The 19,431-nt window shown below is 38.5% G+C and carries 18 protein-coding genes, 1 tRNA gene and 1 other annotated feature; of the genes, 17 read left to right on the top strand and 2 right to left on the bottom strand.

The annotated features are described in order from the left end of the window. Window positions 1–350 precede the first annotated feature (350 nt). The 6 genes from F7732_RS08650 (at window position 351) to F7732_RS08625 (ending at window position 3,366) form a co-directional block, all read left to right on the top strand. A complete protein-coding gene (locus F7732_RS08650; protein ID WP_102230760.1) occupies window positions 351–893 on the top strand; it encodes a helix-turn-helix domain-containing protein in 543 nt (180 codons plus the stop codon). 23 nt (window positions 894–916) lie between these two features. Then, window positions 917–1,558, top strand: a complete 642-nt coding sequence (locus F7732_RS08645) for a hypothetical protein (RefSeq protein ID WP_151573468.1) — start codon at window positions 917–919, stop codon at window positions 1,556–1,558. A 16-nt stretch (window positions 1,559–1,574) separates the two neighbouring features. Next, complete coding sequence (locus F7732_RS08640) at window positions 1,575–1,907, top strand: hypothetical protein (RefSeq protein ID WP_142385618.1); 333 nt, start codon at window positions 1,575–1,577, stop codon at window positions 1,905–1,907. A gap of 31 nt (window positions 1,908–1,938) precedes the next feature. Then, complete coding sequence (locus F7732_RS08635; protein WP_102230838.1) at window positions 1,939–2,268, top strand: hypothetical protein; 330 nt, start codon at window positions 1,939–1,941, stop codon at window positions 2,266–2,268. Between the two features lie 197 nt (window positions 2,269–2,465). Continuing rightward, window positions 2,466–2,882, top strand: a complete 417-nt coding sequence (locus F7732_RS08630; RefSeq protein ID WP_151573467.1) for a hypothetical protein — start codon at window positions 2,466–2,468, stop codon at window positions 2,880–2,882. Window positions 2,883–3,293: 411 nt separating this feature from the next. After that, window positions 3,294–3,366: transfer RNA gene (locus tag F7732_RS08625), tRNA-Arg, on the top strand. 126 nt (window positions 3,367–3,492) lie between these two features. On the opposite strand, the gene F7732_RS08620 is transcribed toward F7732_RS08625, so the two are convergent. Beyond that, window positions 3,493–4,314, bottom strand: coding sequence for an STAS domain-containing protein (locus tag F7732_RS08620; RefSeq protein ID WP_420837675.1), 822 nt, complete (start codon window positions 4,312–4,314; stop codon window positions 3,493–3,495). Window positions 4,315–4,781: 467 nt separating this feature from the next. Here F7732_RS08620 and F7732_RS08615 point away from each other — a divergent pair, with 467 nt between their 5' ends. Beyond that, on the top strand, window positions 4,782–5,354 hold the full coding sequence (locus F7732_RS08615; protein ID WP_066443110.1) for a nucleotidyltransferase family protein: 573 nt from the start codon (window positions 4,782–4,784) through the stop codon (window positions 5,352–5,354). After that, complete coding sequence (locus F7732_RS08610; protein ID WP_161598850.1) at window positions 5,335–6,555, top strand: hypothetical protein; 1,221 nt, start codon at window positions 5,335–5,337, stop codon at window positions 6,553–6,555. Before F7732_RS08615 ends, F7732_RS08610 begins: the two co-directional genes overlap by 20 nt. A 230-nt stretch (window positions 6,556–6,785) precedes the next feature. Here F7732_RS08610 and F7732_RS08605 read toward each other — a convergent pair whose 3' ends face one another. Beyond that, a complete protein-coding gene (locus F7732_RS08605; protein ID WP_151573465.1) occupies window positions 6,786–7,541 on the bottom strand; it encodes a hypothetical protein in 756 nt (251 codons plus the stop codon). Between the two features lie 375 nt (window positions 7,542–7,916). Then, window positions 7,917–8,149: a binding site (T-box leader), on the top strand. A 66-nt stretch (window positions 8,150–8,215) separates the two neighbouring features. On the opposite strand from F7732_RS08605, the gene ilvB reads away from it, so the two are divergent. From ilvB to tig, 9 genes are all read left to right on the top strand, one after another. Further along, window positions 8,216–9,937: an acetolactate synthase large subunit gene (ilvB, locus tag F7732_RS08600; RefSeq protein WP_151573464.1), complete on the top strand. Its 1,722-nt coding sequence runs from the start codon at window positions 8,216–8,218 to the stop codon at window positions 9,935–9,937. Then, complete coding sequence (gene ilvN / locus F7732_RS08595; RefSeq protein WP_151573463.1) at window positions 9,934–10,449, top strand: acetolactate synthase small subunit; 516 nt, start codon at window positions 9,934–9,936, stop codon at window positions 10,447–10,449. Before ilvB ends, ilvN begins: the two co-directional genes overlap by 4 nt. A gap of 62 nt (window positions 10,450–10,511) precedes the next feature. Beyond that, on the top strand, window positions 10,512–11,537 hold the full coding sequence (gene ilvC, locus F7732_RS08590; protein WP_151573462.1) for a ketol-acid reductoisomerase: 1,026 nt from the start codon (window positions 10,512–10,514) through the stop codon (window positions 11,535–11,537). After that, complete coding sequence (locus F7732_RS08585) at window positions 11,524–13,062, top strand: 2-isopropylmalate synthase (RefSeq protein WP_151573461.1); 1,539 nt, start codon at window positions 11,524–11,526, stop codon at window positions 13,060–13,062. The genes ilvC and F7732_RS08585 overlap by 14 nt, the downstream gene beginning before the upstream one ends. Before the next feature lie 201 nt (window positions 13,063–13,263). Continuing rightward, on the top strand, window positions 13,264–14,376 hold the full coding sequence (leuB, locus tag F7732_RS08580) for a 3-isopropylmalate dehydrogenase (protein ID WP_151573460.1): 1,113 nt from the start codon (window positions 13,264–13,266) through the stop codon (window positions 14,374–14,376). Between the two features lie 58 nt (window positions 14,377–14,434). Further along, window positions 14,435–15,850 (top strand): 3-isopropylmalate dehydratase large subunit, encoded by a 1,416-nt coding sequence (gene leuC, locus F7732_RS08575; RefSeq protein WP_151573459.1) that lies wholly within the window; start codon window positions 14,435–14,437, stop codon window positions 15,848–15,850. Between the two features lie 11 nt (window positions 15,851–15,861). Beyond that, entirely contained in the window at window positions 15,862–16,443 is a 582-nt protein-coding gene (gene leuD, locus F7732_RS08570; protein ID WP_151573458.1) for a 3-isopropylmalate dehydratase small subunit, read from the top strand. A 96-nt stretch (window positions 16,444–16,539) separates the two neighbouring features. Then, a complete protein-coding gene (locus F7732_RS08565) occupies window positions 16,540–17,550 on the top strand; it encodes a tetratricopeptide repeat protein (protein ID WP_151573457.1) in 1,011 nt (336 codons plus the stop codon). Window positions 17,551–17,730: 180 nt separating this feature from the next. Beyond that, window positions 17,731–19,017: a trigger factor gene (gene tig, locus F7732_RS08560; RefSeq protein WP_151573456.1), complete on the top strand. Its 1,287-nt coding sequence runs from the start codon at window positions 17,731–17,733 to the stop codon at window positions 19,015–19,017. Window positions 19,018–19,431 lie beyond the last annotated feature (414 nt).

The raw sequence follows: 19,431 nt of genomic DNA, 5'->3' as shown, positions 1-19,431 counted from the left end.
ATTACAATCTGTCACAGTTCTGCATTTATTTCTAATGATAATTTTGTGAGCAGGTTGCTTAGTAAGAAATTATATAGCCTGTCACAGCAAAATTTAATCATCTAAATAAAGGTTGGAGGGAAGGGAATACCTTTTGTCACAGTTTCCATTTCTCATCTAACTATAGTTATGGGCAGTCAATCAATTCTAACTGTCTAACATTTTAAGGGGGAATGTCTACTTAACACTAAAGAACTGAAAGGCATGAAAGTAAAGAAAGATTATTAAGGTTGTAAAGGATGGATAGTACAACTATTCAATACAACTTTGTATCAATATGAGTAACAACAATATTACTAGGAGGTAAGTAAATGAATGTAGTGAATGAAAAAAACTCAAAACATATTCCCAGAGATACCATTCAACAAGGAAAGGCTCTGCTGAGTGAAAGGCTTTCTACTACTGATATAGAACAAGAGCCATTTGTTCATCTGTCAGTAAAAGAATCTTACAATTTTGCTACTGATGAAATAGATAAAAAAGTTTATCTATCATTAGACAAAGATTTTGTTGCTCAAGGGGGACTGTCCAAACTTCATCCATCAGCATTAAAAGTATTGCTTGTTATTGCATCTCATACTGATAAAGATGGTTATGCTTGGATTTCACAGGAGAGCATTGGAAATCTAGTAGGACTTTCAAGACAGCAAGTAGGTGTTGTAATTCATAAGTTTTTGTTAAGCAATGTTTATCTAAATAAAAAGCTCTTGGAGGCTATTAAGCTAAGGAAAAAAGATGGTCAGGAATTTTATCTTTATCATCCAATCAATTGCTATCTGGATTATGAGGTGTACTCAGGAGATGATGAGCTTACTAGGGATTATCAGGAATTAGATGCAATTGAAATTGACTAATAAATTATTTGGAGGATTTTAAAATGAAAACAGAGATTAATAAACAAATTGTAAAAAATAATATGGCTGCTAAACTTTATGAGCTAAAAACTTCAAGACAGGTAATAGAGGCTTATTTAGAGAAGACTGAGGAGCAGGAGAATAAGGACAATGAATATATAAAATCATTAATAGATAGATTGACTGAGGCTGAGGAGGCAAAAGCAACTGCTACTGATAAAGAAACTGTCAAAAAAGCAATCATCACAATTACAGAGCTGACTCAAGAGATTACATTAGAGGATGCATCTGCTGTAGCAATGGCTAATAAGTCTAATCAGGAACTGAGTAACCTAGTAGAAACTTTCTTTGATAAGTATGTTCAGGCTAGGCAGATATTTAATAACTTAAAATATGTTTTCATTGCTGAGACAAGCCCTAAATCAATAGAGGCAGACATAGCAGAGTTAAAAGAAATTATGATGAGTATCAATGGTTCTTTTGCAATGGTAAAGAGTATCATGACTGATAGGAAATTAGTTTCTACAGCAGATAGGTTCTTTAATGCTCCATCAGGAAAGAGAGTTCATCTAAGTCAGATGGGATTAGAAATTAACAAGTTAGAGCATTTAAGGCAAGACATAATGCCTCTTTTAAGAGAATTGAAAAATGAGGGGTTACTCTAATGGGGGAGAAAGTCAAATGAGTATTCATTATTTGTTTAATACTTGGAGAGTCTCAGAAAATCAAGCTTCTGTATTTAGTCAGAAGTCTTATAACCTCCTGAGAATTAATACAGAAAGCAAGGGTTACACAGGAGAAATACTAGGAGCTATTTTGTTTCTCCATTATGTCAAAGGACTCACAGCTTCTGAAATTAGAAAAACTCCAATAGGCTATACTATCCCTTCTGTCCATATAAAGAGCATATTAAAAGGATCATTTAATCCAAAGGCATATAATTTGTTTATGGATTTGCTTGAGACTGAACCTGAGATGTTAGATAATCTTTTTAATACAAATATAAAGTGGTAAACAGATGTTTGGGATGGAGGACTTGTAATTGATGAAATTAAAAGAGACTGTTGACAGTATTTTAGTTAGAATTGGGATTAAACACAAAAATGTTGGATGGACTACTTTTGCTCCTTTGAAAATCCAACCTGAGTATACAAACATTGATTTAGAAAAAGGGCAAGTCACAGGAGTAGTAAAATATAATAACAAGATATATTTGACTGTTATAGTTGATGTTCCTAATAATAAATCTATGGTAAGAGGAAGTCTTAGAGGCATTGGAAAATTAACAAAACCTTTTAAAAAGAAAAACTATATAGAAATCATTAAAGATCAGGCAGAATTTTTTATAGAAAATAAAATACCAAATCCAAAATAATGTTAAGAAAACATTAATGAATACTGTTCCTGCTAAGTTAAAAGCAATAGGAATGTTTTTATATTAATAACCTTACATTCAAGCTCATTTCTGTTTATTTTTAAAAAGTTGCTACAACTTAAGAAGAATTAATTACAGGGCAAAAGAAGTTTAATAATTATTTTGGTTAAACCTGATACTATACTGAGGTGATAATCATGAAAAAACTTCTAATACCCTTAATCTTATTTCTTTTTATATTTCCAACAGTATCCTTAGGGGACATACTGGGTTCAGAATGCCCTAAAACTGAAAATCTTGTGATGACTACTGATAAAGATAAAGATGAACTTGTAAAAGCCTTGAATGAAATTATTCCTAAAGTATATGGTGAAGGTTCTGAACATAAAGAATGGAAAATTGAAATTATTGAACCTATGCCAAGTCTTACAGGTTTTGAGGAGAATTATTACAAAATGGCAATACACTTTTGTGGGAAAGAAGTAGCAGATCACTCATGGTTTGTTAGGTTAAGGTTTCCAAGACTACTTCCTGCTCAAAGTGCATCATTAGGGGAGCTTTATATTGTAAAAGATAAAAACAATAAATGGTTTGCATGGTTTCAATATCATTAATAAAATAATGAAACAGGAGAGGCAACTTAATACCTCTCCTTTTATATTCCTAAAATTTAAATGTATTAATAATCTGATATGCCTTTTAACCATGTTTGTATTTTAGTATGTGCCTTATCTTTGTTAAGGAAAAGGAGTAAGCATACTTTTTTTACTTTGACTATACCTGCTGTATGTCTAGTTAACAGGTTGGAACTGTTTCTCCAATAAGCTATAAATTTGCAACTTGAATTAGAGGATAAACCTTGATATTTAGTCAGGAATTGAGTTATTCTGTTGATATAAGGTAATAGAACTTTGTTAGGGATTTGTACTAATCCCTACTATAATACATTGTAGACAGACAGTGAAAATTTAATCTGTGTTAACCTTTGATATGCCTGTTGTTTGGCTGATAAGGGACAGTATTCCTCCCAGTAGCTCAGCAGGATAGAGCAACGGCCTTCTAAGCCGTCGGTCGGGAGTTCGAATCTCTCCTGGGACGTCATAGAAACTTGCTTATATGCAGGTTAGTAAGAAAAACACTCTAATTGTTGTAAATCAACATAAGAGTGTTTTTTTGTTATCTAAACTGCATAACAAAAGACCGCCTCTCAGCGGTCCAGATTAATTAAATATATTCCCTCAGTGTATCCTGAAGCGTACCTCTTGTATCTGCATCTTTATCAAAGCGGATTCCCGCATGGACCATTCGTCTTACAAGGTCTGGACGTAAACCAGTCAGTACTGCTTTGCATCCCATCATAGAAATGCCTGCTAATATCTTCTCAAATTGATCTATAACATCCATTTCCATCAAAGCAACGCCTGAAAGATCCAAGATCAGAGTCTGGATGCGCGAGTTTGCTATTTCATTTAGAACCTTTTCCTCAATGATCCGTACTCTATAGGAATCAATTGTTCCAATGAGAGGAAGAACAGAAACATGTTCTCTTACAGGAATGATCGGAACTGAAAGATGTTCGACCATATTTCTTTGTTTTTGCAGCATTTCATCTTTGTAGGATGAATAGTTAAGGAAAAAGGTATTGAGGAACTGGTCGATTCGATCGTTTATAAGCTTTTCTAATTCATAGAAATCATCTCGATCTATTGTCATCTGTTTAATAGCGTCCAGTTTGTTTATAGATAGCCATAAGGTCCGTCTTATTGCCTGTACCCATTCTAATTTTAACGAAAGGGTCAAAGAGTGAGATGCCCAAGCGATGCCTTCCTGTTTTGCAAAGGCTGTTAATTCCTTATCTCTTTGTTCAAGGACACAAGTGATGAGCTTCCTTGCATTTTTTAATAAATCGATATTTCCGGTATTTAAGATGTCTTTTATTTTCGTAGACACGTTTACAGCTTCAGATAAAAGCTGCTCCTCAAACTTATTACCATTTCCTTGTATAAATAATTGTACTTCTTTACTGATGTTGGACATTAATTCCACCGAAAGCTCTCCCCCAGTTCTTGTGCATAGAATAATAAAAAATTTAGGAACCTAAATTAGATGAAGTTTTTTGCTAATGTTAGTGTCTTTATAAAAGGATCCAGCCAATGCACTCCATTATGAAGGTAAAATTACTACTGCTTTACTATAAGATTGTTATTAGTTCTTTTCCATTTAATATCATATGTAATTTGCCGGAAGTCCCTGGTTCAGATCCTTAGACAAAGATATAACATTATCTTTTACCCATATTATAAAAGTTAAAACATATTAATAACAATATTACTGTGAAAATGTTAGAAACCTATTCCCTCGCTTTCCAAACTAGCATTTACAATTTGATTATACCAAATATTTGAATTATTAGACAATTATTCACATTCTTTGTTTACTGATTAAACAGGAGCTTGATCAACATAGATAGAATAAGTATAAAGTTGATATTTAGTTGAAAGGGGACACATATCATGAAAACAGAAGAAGACATTCTTGAACTGATCCGGGAAGATCACTGGATGATGAATCTCCTAAAAGCTGTTCAATCCTTACAGTTGCCAGATTGGTGGATTTGTGCTGGATTTGTGCGCTCAAAAATATGGGATACCTTACATACCTACCAAGAGAGAACACCGCTGCCTGATATTGATGTAATCTACTATAATCCATCTAATATAGATGAATCCGAAGAAAAAGAATTGGAGAGAAAGCTAAACCAGCTTGTTGCGGGAATACCTTGGTCTGTTAAGAACCAGGCCAGAATGCATGTGTTAAATGATATGCCGCCCTATACATCATCCACAGATGGCATCTCCAAGTTTCCTGAAACGGTAACAGCTTTAGGCGTTAAGTTAGATGAGAAAGACAATCTAGTATTAACTGCACCTTGGGGGATTGAAGATGTCTTGAACTTAAAAGTAAGGCCAACTCCCTATTATTTGGAGGGGGAAGAGAGGGTGGCCATTTATAATAACCGAATGAGTAAGAAGAAATGGAATTCTATCTGGGAGAAGGTAGAGGTTTGTGCAATTGAATATAAATAAGTCTAATGTTTTTGAAAGAATAGCAGAAAACGCAAATTTATATTGGCCCGAATTTCAATTGGTCGCAGTGGCTTTGTATGATCAGAATGGAGCGTATTTATACAACCATCCCAAATATTTATCTGCAGATAAGCCTTATTGTTTTTTAATATGGAATGAGAAATTTAATGGGGCTAATACATTAATCTTATACGAAGGTTATCCTACTGCAATAGTAAACCTAAATTACTATAAGGAAATGAACAGTGTTTATTCGATTATGGTACACGAGCTATTTCATGGGTTTCAATATCTTAAAGAAGAAAGCCGCTTTCCGGATGAGTTAGCAGGGATGAATTATCCATTGCACAAGGAAAATATTGAATTGCGCAATAGAGAAAGGAGATATCTATATCAAGCAGGTATCTCAACAAGCAGAGAAGAAAAGATCGATAATATGAAGAGATTTGTTGAATTAAGGGAAAGCAGGCGTAAATTTATAGATCATTTTCTAGATTACGAGCTTTTCGTTGAGACAATAGAAGGACCAGCTTTTTATGTTGAATTTCAAGCTAATCTCCATATTAGTAATCATTCATACAGTAAATTATTAGAAACATTCAGCAAAGGATTATTGGAAAATAAGGAATCCTCTCAATTTCTCAGAAGAAGCTGCTATAGTTCTGGATTTGTCATTTGCTGTCTGCTGAATGAGTTTTTTTCTGGTTGGAAAGATAAGTTCTTTACTGGCAATTCGACACTATATGATATTTTAAAGCAAGAAGTTAAGCATGAATTTAAAGAGATTGACCATATCAATATCAGCAGCGAAACTCTTGCTATTATTGAAAATGTTAACAGAGACCGACTAGACATGTTCACACAATTTGAACATAAAGAAGGATATCATTTATACCTGTTTGGCGATATGGAAAGAGAAACATTTGACCCTATGAACACTGTTGTCGGGAAACAGAGGGAACTGCATCAGAACTTTATAAACGTTCTCTTAAACGGAACGGAATATTTAATAAAACAGCCTGTCATTGCATATTATAATTCTTTAAATAAACTTAATAAGCTTAATAAGCTTAATAAGCTTCATATTGTGCTGCCGGATAAACCAGTTAATAGGAATGGGAAAGTTACTATAATTGGTATTGGTGATATAAGAGGCAAATTATCTGAAGAAGATGGATCCTACTATTTTAGGGCAGAATGAGAGTAATTTTGAATGTTCTTGTAGGGAGGTGAAATTAAACGGCTAGTAAGAATTTAATTCATAAGGATACAGTGACTGAAGGTTGCGCGTTAGCTAAGTGCCCGTCGTACCTCAAAAAGGAGCCTGAAGGGAACAAACGCGCCTCCTAAGTGCCCGCCCGCCCCAAAAAGCAGCCTCACACGAATCAACACACCTATATAATAGTCCCTTCACCCTCAAATCTGATTCTTTTACATCTTTTCATACATCTTTAACACATCAGCTAATATTTCACGGTTATATCCCGTCCTCTCAAATATCCTCTCCACCCAATCTTCTATGCGCACTAATGTTGGATCAGGAAACAAACCGTCATTTGTGCTTAAGAAACTCTCCCAATTATAAAACTCCCAATGAGCGATTTCAGAATCATAAGGTACTCTGCATTCTACTAGCGGTTTTGAGCTAATCGTATTCTGGGAAAGTTCAGCAGCTTGTAAAAAGAAATCCATACCCACGGGTTTCGGGTCAAAGACTTGTTTAGACGTTTTTCCATTTGGGCGATGATAGAGGATTTGAAATGTATCATTGGCAGAGTGAACCTGCACTTGTGCGCCAGGAAAGAAACCAGACAGTCTTTCATTTGTAAAATCCTCGTACTCCGAATCTATTAAAATCGGAGTAATCCATTGATCGCCTAAATCACAGTAGTATCTCTTTCCTTCCTCGCACACTGCGATGACAGCTGCATGAGCATCTTCTGTCATGAGCTGATCGCCGATCGGATAGGCTTGTATACCATCTTTTTTAAATTCATCTAAAAGCCAGATTGCAAGATCAAAACAATTCCCTGACATCCCATATTGCTCTCTATGCTCTTTCATAAGAGAAAGTGCTCTTTGTTTTTTGCTGCTTGCACTGTTATAAACCCAAATCTTTGTTAAAGTCTCCATAGGAAAGTCGTTAAATTTTTCCCATGTTGCTAGTATGCTTTGTGCTGCTTTCATACGCTCACCTTCCCTCTTGAAATAACATATCTATATCTAACTAAAGACTACCACCTTGTCATTAGAAATAAAATATATTTTTGGTAATTATTGAGAAAAAGCTATAGCGTTCTGTTCGAAAATATAAAATTTTTTCAAAAAATTTTGTCCAACAAGAATGGGAAGCTAACAACAATGAAAGCGCATCCAATTAAATTGACTAATCAAAATTATCAAATAATTTAAAAAATGCTATTGACGATGCTGGTAAATGCGGGTAAGATAGTCCTCAATAAAACAAATTACACAAATAACACAAACACAGCAAGACGTTTTCACTTTGAAAAACTGTCATTTTTTTAACCTAAAAATTTAACGGTTTAAAGTGTTGAATCGATAAAATCAATGATGAGGACAAGTAATTTTATGAACAGGATTTTACAGAGAGCCGGGGATGCTGAAATCCGGCAATCCAGCATAAAATGAACTCACCTCTGAGTGCGGGTCTGAACCTTTTAGTAAGACCTGCCGGGTAGCTGCACCCGTTATCAAACAAAATGAGAGCACGTTTTTATACGTGAATCAGGGTGGTACCGTGGAACAGGTTTTCAAGCCTTTTCATCCCTTGTTTTCCAGAAATCTGGATTAAGGGATGAGAAGGCTTTTTATTTTTTAAAAGAGGAGGATTTTCATTCATGTTGCAGGGAGCTGCGTTACCCGAGGTTAAAGCGGAGAATACACAGTCAATAACAGGTTCTGATTTGTTATTAGATGCCTTGGAAAAAGAGGGAGTTGAAGTCATTTTTGGCTATCCTGGAGGAGCAGTGCTCCCCATCTATGACAAGATTTATTCGTCAAAGATTCTGCATGTTTTACCGAGGCATGAGCAAGGAGGCATTCATGCAGCAGAAGGCTATGCAAGAATATCCGGCAAACCAGGTGTTGTTATTGCCACTTCTGGACCAGGTGCAACCAATATTGTGACTGGGCTTGCGGATGCCATGATGGATTCACTGCCGCTAGTTGTATTCACCGGCCAGGTTGCTACAGGAGTTATTGGTACAGATGCCTTTCAGGAAGCAGATGTGTTGGGTATTACCACACCCATTACCAAGTATAACTACCAAGTCCGTAAAGCAGAGGATATACCTAAGATTGTAAAGGAAGCCTTTTACATTGCTTCCAGCGGCAGACCTGGTCCGGTTTTAATTGACATACCAAAAGATATCGCAGCTGCTCCAGCCGAAATGCAGGAAGAGGCAGAGATCCATCTTCCGGGTTATCAGCCAACTAAACATCCGAATTATTTGCAGATCAGAAAGCTGATTGAAGCAGTCAGCAAAGCAAAAAAGCCAGTTATATTAGCAGGGGCTGGCGTTCTTCACGCAAAAGCGATGCACGCATTAAAAGCCTACGCAGAGCAGCAGAAGCTTCCGGTTATTCATACTTTGCTTGGCTTAGGCGGATTTCCGGCAGAACATCCTCTATTTATCGGCATGGCAGGCATGCATGGCTGTTATACGGCCAATATGGCACTATCACAATGCGATTTGCTCATTAATATCGGTGCGCGCTTTGATGATCGGCTTACCGGGAATCTGAAGCATTTTGCTCCACATGCATCGGTCGCTCATATTGATATTGATCCTGCTGAGATTGGTAAAAATGTTGAAACGCTTATTCCGATCGTTGCTGATGCAAAAGAAGCACTGCAGGAACTTGTGAATGGAGAAGGCAAACCTCCAGTCCATGATGAATGGATGAAACAGCTGGAGGAGTGGCAAGAAGACTTTCCATACCATTATGACAAAACGTCACTTGAGGTGAAGCCGCAAAAGGCAATGGAGCTTATACACTCTTTTACAAACGGAGAGGCGATTGTTGTTACCGATGTAGGGCAGCATCAAATGTGGGCAGCGCAATATTATCGATTTAACGAAGCGAATCGCTGGGTCACATCTGGAGGATTAGGAACAATGGGCTTTGGTTTGCCAGCAAGCATTGGGGCACAGCTCGCTGATCCAAAGCGGAATGTAATTGCGGTTCTAGGAGATGGCGGCTTTCAGATGTGTACGCAGGAATTAGCCGTTATTCGTGAGATGAACCTGCCAATTAAAATCGTTGTCTTGAATAACCAGGCTCTTGGAATGGTGCGCCAATGGCAGGAAATCTTTTATGATTCGCGTTTTTCTCATAGTAAGTTTTCCTCACAGCCATCATTTGTAAAACTGGCAGAAGCTTATGACATTAAAGGCGTTTTAATTGATACAAAGGAACAAGCGGAAAATGAATTAAAACACCTATTAACATGTAATGAACCAGTATTAATCGATTTGCGGATTGATCCAAATGAAAATGTATTTCCGATGATCGCTCCGGGTAAGGGGCTGCATGAAATGGAAGGTGTTAAACCGTGAGAAGAATCATCTGCCTGACCGTAATGAACCGGCCAGGGGTGCTTAATCGAGTGACCAACTTATTTTCTAAACGAAATTATAATATTGAAAGCATTTCGGTCGGCCACTCTGAACTTGAAGGCATGTCCAGAATCACATGTGTTATCCATGTCGAGGATGAAAAAGCGAGCGAACAGATTACTAAACAGCTAAATAAGCAAATTGATGTGATCAAGGTAACGGATATTACGGACCAGTCTATTGTCGCAAGAGAATTAGCCTTAATAAAAGTGCAGTCAACTCCGCAGACAAGAAATGAACTTTATTCGTTAATAGAACCTTTTAGAGCATCAGTTATTGATGTAAGTAAAGAAAGCATGGTCATTCAAATTACCGGCGAATCTGAAAAAATTGAAGCTTTTATAGAACTAATCAGTCCTTATGGAATTAAAGAGCTTGCAAGAACGGGCACAACCGCTTTCTCTCGAGGGACGCAAAGAAGTGCACCGCAGAAACAGGTATCGATTTTATAAAAATTTTTATGCACTTTCCAAATAATTAAAAACAATAAAACAATAGAAGAGGAGAATGAAAAATGGCGAAAATGTACTATAACGGAGATGCAAATGCAGCATACTTAAACGGGAAAAAGGTTGCAGTAATTGGTTACGGATCACAAGGGCATGCACATTCTTTAAACATGCGTGACAGCGGTGTAGAAGTTGTGATTGGACTGCGAAAAGGAAACTCCTGGAACAAAGCAGAAGCAGATGGATTTGCTGTCTATCCTGTAAGCGAAGCAGTAGCACAAGCTGATGTAGTCATGATCCTGTTGCCTGATGAGCAGCAGACGAGAGTCTATAAAGAAGAAATTGAGCCAAATTTAACAAACCAGGCTTTAATGTTTGCACATGGCTTTAACATTCATTTCAATCAAATTGTTCCACCTGAGGAATGTGATGTGCTATTAGTAGCTCCTAAAGGACCTGGTCATCTTGTGCGCAGAACATACGAAGAAGGCGCAGGGGTGCCAGCTCTATTCGCGATTTATCAGGATGTAACAGGCGAAGCGAGAGAGCTTGCGTTAGCATATGCCAGAGCCATTGGATCTTTGAGAGCGGGAGGATTAGAAACAACCTTTAAAGAAGAAACAGAAACAGACTTATTTGGAGAACAGGCAGTTCTATGCGGAGGACTAACTTCTTTAGTAAAAGCAGGATTTGAAACATTGACAGAGGCAGGATATCAGCCCGAACTAGCTTATTTTGAATGTTTGCATGAGCTGAAGCTGATTGTTGATTTAATGTATGAAGGCGGATTAGAGGGGATGCGCTATTCAATCTCAGACACAGCACAATGGGGTGATTTTGTCAGCGGACCGCGAGTAGTGGATGCAAGGGTAAAAGAAGAAATGAAAAGCATCTTAACGGATATCCAGCAAGGTAAATTTGCAAAAGGCTGGATTCTTGAAAATCAGGCAAATCGCCCAGTGTTTAACGCAATCAATGGAAGCGAAAAACAGCATCAAATTGAAATTGTCGGCAAGGAGTTAAGAAAAATGATGCCATTCGTGCAAAAAAATAAACAAAAGAAAGAAGTGGCTGTCAGTGCGAACCATTAAAATATTCGATACAACTTTGAGAGATGGAGAACAGTCAGCTGGTGTAAACTTGAATTTCTCAGAAAAGCTCGAAATTGCCAAACAGCTTGAAAGATTAAATGTGGATATTATTGAAGCTGGTTTTCCGGCAGCTTCCAAAGGCGACTTTGCTTCTGTTGAGCAAATCGCCAAAACCATCCGCAGTGCTTCTGTAACAGGTTTGGCAAGAGCCGTTAAATCGGATATTGATGCAGCATGGGAATCATTAAAAGAGGGTGCAGAACCGCGTCTTCATACATTCCTGGCAACTTCTCCTATTCATAGAGAATACAAATTGAAAAAATCAAAAGAAGAAGTCATTGCAACAGCTGTCGAAGCAGTACAATATGCCTCCAAAATGTTCCCGATCATTCAATGGTCTGCAGAGGATGCTTCCAGAACAGAGCTTCCTTTTTTAGCAGAAATTATTGAAAAGGTGATTAGGGCGGGAGCGAACATTATAAACATTCCAGATACAGTAGGCTATGGAACTCCAGCTGAGTATGGACGTATCTTTTCTTACTTAAGAGAACATGTTCCTTCTATTGATAAAGTACATCTTTCTGCACATTGCCACGACGATTTAGGGATGGCAATTGCGAATTCCCTTGCCGCTGTTGAAAACGGAGCAACGCAGGTGGAAGGTACGATCAACGGCATTGGTGAACGTGCTGGCAATGCAGCATTAGAGGAATTTGCGGTTGCTCTTCATATTAGAAAGGATTTTTATGGAGCGAGCACTGCAATGAATCTGCAGGAAATTAGCCGCACGAGCAGTCTCGTCAGCAAGCTTACAGGAATGACGGTTCCAGCCAATAAAGCAGTTGTCGGTAAAAATGCATTTGCCCATGAATCAGGCATTCATCAGGATGGCGTGCTTAAAAACAAGTCGACCTATGAAATCATTTCACCAGAACTTGTTGGCTTCCATTCAAATGCGATGGTGCTAGGAAAGCATTCCGGCAAACATGCGTTTAAGAATCGTCTTTCTGAGCTTGGTTTAACTGTACCTGATGAAGAAATTCCAGCTCTTTTCACCATCTTTAAGGATTTGGCAGACCGGAAAAAGGAAATGACCGATGAAGATCTGGCCGCTATCGTTCTTGAAGAAAAGCTCTCTAAAGATCAGCGCTTCTATGAGCTGATGCAAATACAGGTTCAATACGGAACAAATCAAATTCCAACAGCGACTGTCACGTTATCCGGCAAACAAAATGAAATGCTGCAGGAAGCCGCAACAGGTGCCGGCTCGATTGAGGCACTTTATAATACGCTCGAAAAATGTATTACAGGCGAAGTTCATTTACTTGATTATCGTATTCAGTCTGTTGGTGCAGGCAGAGATGCGTTAGCACAAGTATATGTGAGTCTTCAATATGAAGGGCAAGAGTCAAGCGGCAGAGGCTTAGCACAAGATGTTCTTGAAGCTTCGGCCAAAGCCTACTTAAATGCTGTTAATCGTGTCATTTATTTAAAAGAAAGCAAAACAGCTGTACTAAATGTATAAAATTCGCTTTCTAAGTGATTTTTTCTGAAGGATTATGGGGCTCCTGCGGGAGGAGTGGTAAGGTGCGGCCTGCAGGAGCTATGGCGACGAGGATGTCCACCATCGGTTCTCATTAAAACGAGCACCATGAATTGTAAATCACATCGCTATTTTATTTTTCGCATAAAATAGCCAAATTGAACAAAATCGGAGGGGTTAGTGATGGAAAAACGGATCGTTGTTCTTCCGGGAGACGGAATTGGAAAAGAAGTGACAAAAGGAGCTGTTGAAGTTCTTCAGGCAGTTGGTGAACGCTTTGGACACCAGTTTCATTTCACATATGGAAGCATTGGCGGAGAAGCCATTGATACATATGGCACGCCTTTACCGGATGAAACCATACAGCATTGTAAAGACAGCGATGCGGTCTTATTAGGTGCTGTTGGCGGTCCCAAATGGGATACCCAGCCTCCACACCTTCGGCCAGAGCGCGGTTTGCTGAAAATAAGAAAAGAACTGAACCTTTATGCAAATCTAAGACCAACGAGCTATTATGATAGTCTTGCAGAGAATTCTCCATTAAAAAAGGAATATATCGAAAATGTAGATTTGCTTTTTGTTCGAGAGCTGACAGGCGGGCTGTATTTTGGCAAACCAAGTGAACGCGTGGAAAAAGACGGAAAAGAAGCAGTTGTTGATACATTATACTATCAAAAGTCTGAAATGCAGCGTGTCATTAAGCTTGCTTTTGAGCTTGCGGAGAAGCGCGATCAAAAAGTAACGTCAGTAGATAAAGCAAATGTCTTAGAATCAAGCAGAATGTGGAGAGAAGTAGCTAATGAGATTTCTGAGCAGTTTCCGAATGTAGAACTGGAGCATATGCTGGTCGATAACGCAGCGATGCAATTAGTCACAAATCCAAAGAGATTTGATGTTATTGTAACGGAAAATATGTTTGGCGATATTTTAAGTGATGAAGCTTCCGTTCTGACAGGATCATTGGGAATGTCGGCTTCTGCCAGTCTTTCAGAGGATGGTCCTTCTTTATATGAACCGATTCATGGCTCTGCTCCTGATATTGCAGGTCAAAATATTGCCAATCCGCTTGCAGCCATTTTATCAGCAGCGATGATGCTGCGTTTATCTTTTGGAATGCAGGAGGAAGCAAAGGCGGTTGAAACGGCAGTCAACCAAGTGCTTGATGCAGGCTATCGAACGAAAGATATCGGCAGATCTGTCAATAACTATGTATCTACTAGCGAAATGATTAATGAAGTTAAAGCGATGATTTTAGATCATGAAGCGATTATGCATATTATGGAGGCTTACTCTTAATTATAGCCAATGCAGTTGTCAAAAAAATGAAGCACTCGTTTCGATAGGGGGGAACACAATGGGTAAGTCAATTATTGAAAAGATATGGGATAAACATGTTGTATATGAAGAAGAGGGCAAGCCGGATTTATTATATATTGATTTACACCTTGTGCATGAGGTTACTTCACCGCAGGCCTTTTCAGGGCTAAGAATGAAAGGGAGAAAGGTGCGCAGACCGGATAAAACCTTTGCTACCATGGACCATAACGTTCCAACAGACAATCGTTCCGAAATTCAAGATAAAGTAGCGCTGAATCAGATGACGACATTAGAAAAAAACTGTCATGAATTTGGGATTCCGTTAGCAGGCATAGATAGTCCAGATCAGGGGATCGTTCACGTCATTGGTCCGGAGCTTGGACTGACATTGCCAGGCAAAACGATTGTCTGCGGAGACAGCCACACTTCAACACATGGTGCTTTTGGTTCTATTGCTTTTGGTATTGGAACGAGTGAGGTTGAGCATGTACTGGCCACTCAAACCATATGGCGCGCTAAACCGAAAACACTGAAAATTGACATCAGCGGAACTCCTAATAAAGGAGTAACGGCGAAGGACATTATTTTATATATCCTTTCAAAGCATGGCTTTGATTTTGGAACAGGCTATATTATTGAATATTGTGGTGAGGCAATAAGATCCATGTCGATGGATGAAAGAATGACCATTTGTAATATGTCTATTGAAGGCGGGGCCAGGGCTGGCTTAGTGAGTCCTGACGAGACGACTTTCTCCTATATAACAGGCAGAAAGTTTGCTCCCAAAGGCGAGGAATTGGCGAAGGCAGTTGCAGAATGGAGAGAGCTTGCTTCAGATGATGATGCGGTCTATGACAAGACGATTGAAATCCATGCAGAGGAAATTGCTCCAATGGTCAGCTGGGGGACGAATCCTGCAATGACTTCAAGAGTGCATGAAAGAATTCCGTATCTTTCAGACTGCAAAAACGAGATTGAAAGAAAATCTCTGCAAAATGCCCTTTCTTATATGGGATTAACAGAGGGACAAAGAATAGATGATATTCACATACAGCATGTGTTTATCGGTTCTTGTACAAATTCCCGCCTCGAGGATTTAAGGCAGGCAGCTGAAATTGTGAAAGGCAAACAGGTGCATAGCAATGTTAGAGCATTGGTGGTTCCGGGCTCACAGCAGGTGAAGAAGCAAGCAGAAGAGGAAGGCTTGCACCGTATTTTTACGGAGGCAGGCTTCGAGTGGAGAGAATCTGGCTGCAGTATGTGTTTAAGCATGAATAACGACATTGTTCCTGCAGGCGAGCATTGTGCATCAACATCGAACCGGAATTTTGAAGGCAGACAAGGAACAGGTGCAAGAACACATCTTGTCAGCCCAATCATGGCTGCTGCGGCTGCTATTTATGGGAAAATTACCGATGTATCAGCGATGATGCCGGAAGAAGCATTTAAATAGGGGGGAAAAGGATGAGTGCATTCACAAAAATAACAGAAAAGGCGGCAGCTTTTGATCGCGCAAATGTCGACACAGATCAAATCATACCAAAGCAATTTCTTAAAAGAATTGAAAAAACAGGCTTTGGCCGCTTTTTGTTTTATGATTGGAGATATTCACCCGATGGTGAGCCAAACCCTCATTTTGAATTAAATAGACCTGAGAACGCAGGTGCAAAAATATTAATTGCCAATGAAAATTTTGGCTGCGGCTCATCGAGAGAGCACGCGCCATGGGCATTATTAGACTATGGTTTTAAGGCGATCATTGCTCCTTCATTCGCAGATATTTTTTATCAGAACTGCTTAAAAAACGGTTTGCTTCCAGTTACACTGGACGCTGAAAAAGTCGCACAGCTGCTGCAAAAAGCAGAACATGAAAACTATGAACTTACCGTTGATTTAGAAAACGAAAGCATTTCCGACATCACCGGGTTCAAAGCACATTTTTCAATTGATCCTTATTGGAAAAAAATGCTCGTAAATGGCTGGGATGAGATTGAAATTACCATGCAATTAGATGAATACATTACTGTATATGAAAAGGCGCAGTAAATAGAAGGTCCATTACTACGAGGTGATGGATCTTTTTGTTTTTTTATTCTCACCATGCTAAACTAACTGCAAACCAATCATAAGGACGGTATAGATATGAAAAAACGGGAACAGAAAGATTCAGGTGAAAATATTATTCTCTTTCCCGGTCTTGAGAAGCGGCTTATTGAAAAAGGACTGGAGGCAGTCAGACTAAAAGATTTCAAAAATGCGGTACTTTATTTAGAAGACGCCCTCAGCTTGGATCCTGATAATAGTGAAATCCATATTGGTCTGGTCCTTGCCTATTTTGAGTCAGGTAACTTGCACAAATCTAAAAAATTGGCTGAAAAAATGCTGCAGGAAGACATAGGAAATTATATTGATATAATGGAGTTATACTTAATGATTCTCGTTCAGCTGGGGCAGTATGCTGAGATTATTACAGCGATTGAAGGCCTCTTGGAAGAGAAAGAAGTGCCAAAGGATAAATACGAGCATTTTAGCACCATGCTGGCTTTTAGCAGAAAGCATGTCCATTTAGCTCCGATCGAGATAGAAGAACAAGAAGATATCAAGGAACATGAACACATCAACTTTTTTGCTGTGCATGATCAAAATGAGCAAATTCACATAGCCGCTAAATTGGCTCAATCCAACATAAGGAATCAGCTTGAAGGAATTGAAGAGTATTTGAGAGATCAGGACGGCCAGTATTTTTTTAAAACCATCCTGTTAAATGTCTTAGCAGAACATGGCTTTGAGCGTTCTGTGCTGGTTAATAAGGGCGGAAGGAAGAAGCAGGTAATACCAGCCGACATGCATAACTGGGATGATCAAAAGCAATACAACGAGATTATAGGGGTTCTGGAGGCCAGCATTTCTCAGGAAGATCCTATTTTATATGATAATACAAAAGAAATCATAAAGCGCCACTATTTTCTTCTCTATCCTTTTGAGGTTGAATCTATCTCCTCAAATGCGCTGGCGGCTGCTTATCATAGACTAGTCACTAACTACTTTGGATTAGAGATTTCATCAGAAGAATTAGAAGCTTTATATGAAGTGGAAGAGAGAGAGATTCAGGCTGCAAGTGAGCACATCTCTGCACTAGAAGAAATTTCTTAGTGCAAAAATTAGGCTCAATCTTGAAAGCTATGCTCCGTGTGTTATAATATAATGGTTGTATTACGCAGATAAGTAATTTTTAACAGTTACTAGTGAATGAATAGTGGCTTGAAAACAAGACGTATTCATACCATTTCGTGAAAAATGAAATGATCATAGATTTTGGAGGGAACTAATTGTATGTCAGCTAAATTTGAAAAGCTTGAAGGGAACCGTGGGGTTCTTACAATTGAAGTAGATGCAGAGAAAGTAAACGAAGGTTTAGACGCTGCATTTAAGAAAGTCGTTAAACAAATCAATGTACCAGGCTTCCGTAAAGGGAAAATGCCTCGTGGTATGTTTGAAAAGCGATTTGGCGTAGAATCTCTTTATCAAGATGCTGTAGATTATCTATTACCGGATGCATATGCAAATGCAATCGACGAAACTGGAATTGAGCCAGTGGATCGTCCGGAAATCGATGTTGAGCAAATTGAAAAAGGCAAAAACTTAATCTTCAAAGCAACTGTTACAGTTAAGCCAGAAGTAAAATTAGGCGAATACAAAGGAATCGAAGTAGAAAAATTCGAAACTGAAGTGACAGAAGAAGATGTAACAGCTGAACTTACTGCTATGCAGGAAAAACAAGCTGAGCTTGTTGTAAAAGAAGAAGGCAAAGCTGAAAACGGCGATACAGTTGTTATGGACTTCGAAGGCTTCGTTGATGGAGAAGCATTTGAAGGCGGCAAAGCTGAAAACTATTCATTAGAATTAGGTTCAGGCCAATTTATTCCAGGATTTGAAGAGCAATTGGCTGGTGCAGCTTCTGGAGAGTCTAAAGATGTTGAAGTTACTTTCCCTGAAGAATACCATGCAGCTGAACTTGCTGGAAAAAAAGCTACTTTTAAAGTAACTGTTCACGAAATTAAAGGAAAAGAACTTCCTGCTCTAGATGATGAGTTTGCAAAAGATGCAGATGAAGAAGTTGAATCTTTAGATGCACTTAAAGAAAAAATCAAAACTCGTTTAGAAGACAGCAAAAAGCATGAAGCTGAGCACCATGTACGTGACACTGTTGTTGAAAAAGCAGCTGAAAACGCTGAAATCGATGTTCCTTCTGCAATGGTTGACACTGAAGTTGACCGCATGCTTCAAGAATTCGAACAGCGTCTGCAAATGCAAGGCATGAATCTTGAGCTTTACTTCCAGTTCTCTGGTCAAGACGAAAGTGCATTGCGTGAGCAAATGAGCGAAGAAGCTGCAAAACGTGTACGTGTAAACTTAACAGTTGAAGCGATCGCTAAAGCTGAAAACATTGAAGTAACAGAAGAAGAGATTTCTGCTGAGCTTGATAAAATGGCTGAAATGTACAACATGGGCGTAGACGCTATTACACAAGCACTTGGCGGTAACCTTGATGCATTAAAATCTGATCTTCAAATGAAAAAAGCAATCGATTTACTTGTAGAAAACAGCAAAACTGTATAATATAATAGATAAAAATAAGGCGCGATTATGATCGTGCCTTGTTTTGTACTTCAAAGAAATTTACATAACTCTTGTATCTCCTTGCTCTGTGAAAAGACAAAAATGATAACGTATTACATAGAAACCATGTATCTTTGCAAAAGATACACTTATGGAAATCAGACACTATGGATATCCTTAAGAAAGTACATATTTTTTTCGTTTACCGAAAAAGACCCGATTTGACTTACATGATGATAAAGCCAATGCCGATTTTTCTATGACTAAAGCAAGCATTTAACAGCATAAGGTATGCAAAGCCTCTGGCTGTGCGCCTGTCAATCGGCAAGTTTTGTCAATAGCAATCGCTTTATGGCGATCGCTTGTTTTTTCATAACCAGCGAATCATATTTACTGAATGAAGTACATATTCTA

The sequence above is a fragment of the Bacillus mesophilum genome (assembly GCF_008923265.1).
Lineage (GTDB): Bacteria > Bacillota > Bacilli > Bacillales > Cytobacillaceae > Cytobacillus > Cytobacillus mesophilum.
The sequence above is the reverse complement of the archived record's forward strand: the minus strand, read 5'-3'. Positions and strand labels throughout refer to the sequence as shown.

What these genes read in the sequence shown, in the direction of transcription:
- F7732_RS08650 (WP_102230760.1), top strand. Translation starts at nt 351, where the DNA reads ATGAATGTAGTGAATGAAAAAAACTCAAAACATATTCCCAGAGATACC.
- F7732_RS08645 (WP_151573468.1), top strand. Translation starts at nt 917, where the DNA reads ATGAAAACAGAGATTAATAAACAAATTGTAAAAAATAATATGGCTGCT.
- F7732_RS08640 (WP_142385618.1), top strand. Translation starts at nt 1,575, where the DNA reads ATGAGTATTCATTATTTGTTTAATACTTGGAGAGTCTCAGAAAATCAA.
- F7732_RS08635 (WP_102230838.1), top strand. Translation starts at nt 1,939, where the DNA reads ATGAAATTAAAAGAGACTGTTGACAGTATTTTAGTTAGAATTGGGATT.
- F7732_RS08630 (WP_151573467.1), top strand. Translation starts at nt 2,466, where the DNA reads ATGAAAAAACTTCTAATACCCTTAATCTTATTTCTTTTTATATTTCCA.
- F7732_RS08615 (WP_066443110.1), top strand. Translation starts at nt 4,782, where the DNA reads ATGAAAACAGAAGAAGACATTCTTGAACTGATCCGGGAAGATCACTGG.
- F7732_RS08605 (WP_151573465.1), bottom strand. Translation starts at nt 7,541, where the DNA reads ATGAAAGCAGCACAAAGCATACTAGCAACATGGGAAAAATTTAACGAC.
- ilvB (WP_151573464.1), top strand. Translation starts at nt 8,216, where the DNA reads ATGTTGCAGGGAGCTGCGTTACCCGAGGTTAAAGCGGAGAATACACAG.
- ilvC (WP_151573462.1), top strand. Translation starts at nt 10,512, where the DNA reads ATGGCGAAAATGTACTATAACGGAGATGCAAATGCAGCATACTTAAAC.
- leuB (WP_151573460.1), top strand. Translation starts at nt 13,264, where the DNA reads ATGGAAAAACGGATCGTTGTTCTTCCGGGAGACGGAATTGGAAAAGAA.
- leuC (WP_151573459.1), top strand. Translation starts at nt 14,435, where the DNA reads ATGGGTAAGTCAATTATTGAAAAGATATGGGATAAACATGTTGTATAT.
- leuD (WP_151573458.1), top strand. Translation starts at nt 15,862, where the DNA reads ATGAGTGCATTCACAAAAATAACAGAAAAGGCGGCAGCTTTTGATCGC.
- F7732_RS08565 (WP_151573457.1), top strand. Translation starts at nt 16,540, where the DNA reads ATGAAAAAACGGGAACAGAAAGATTCAGGTGAAAATATTATTCTCTTT.
- tig (WP_151573456.1), top strand. Translation starts at nt 17,731, where the DNA reads ATGTCAGCTAAATTTGAAAAGCTTGAAGGGAACCGTGGGGTTCTTACA.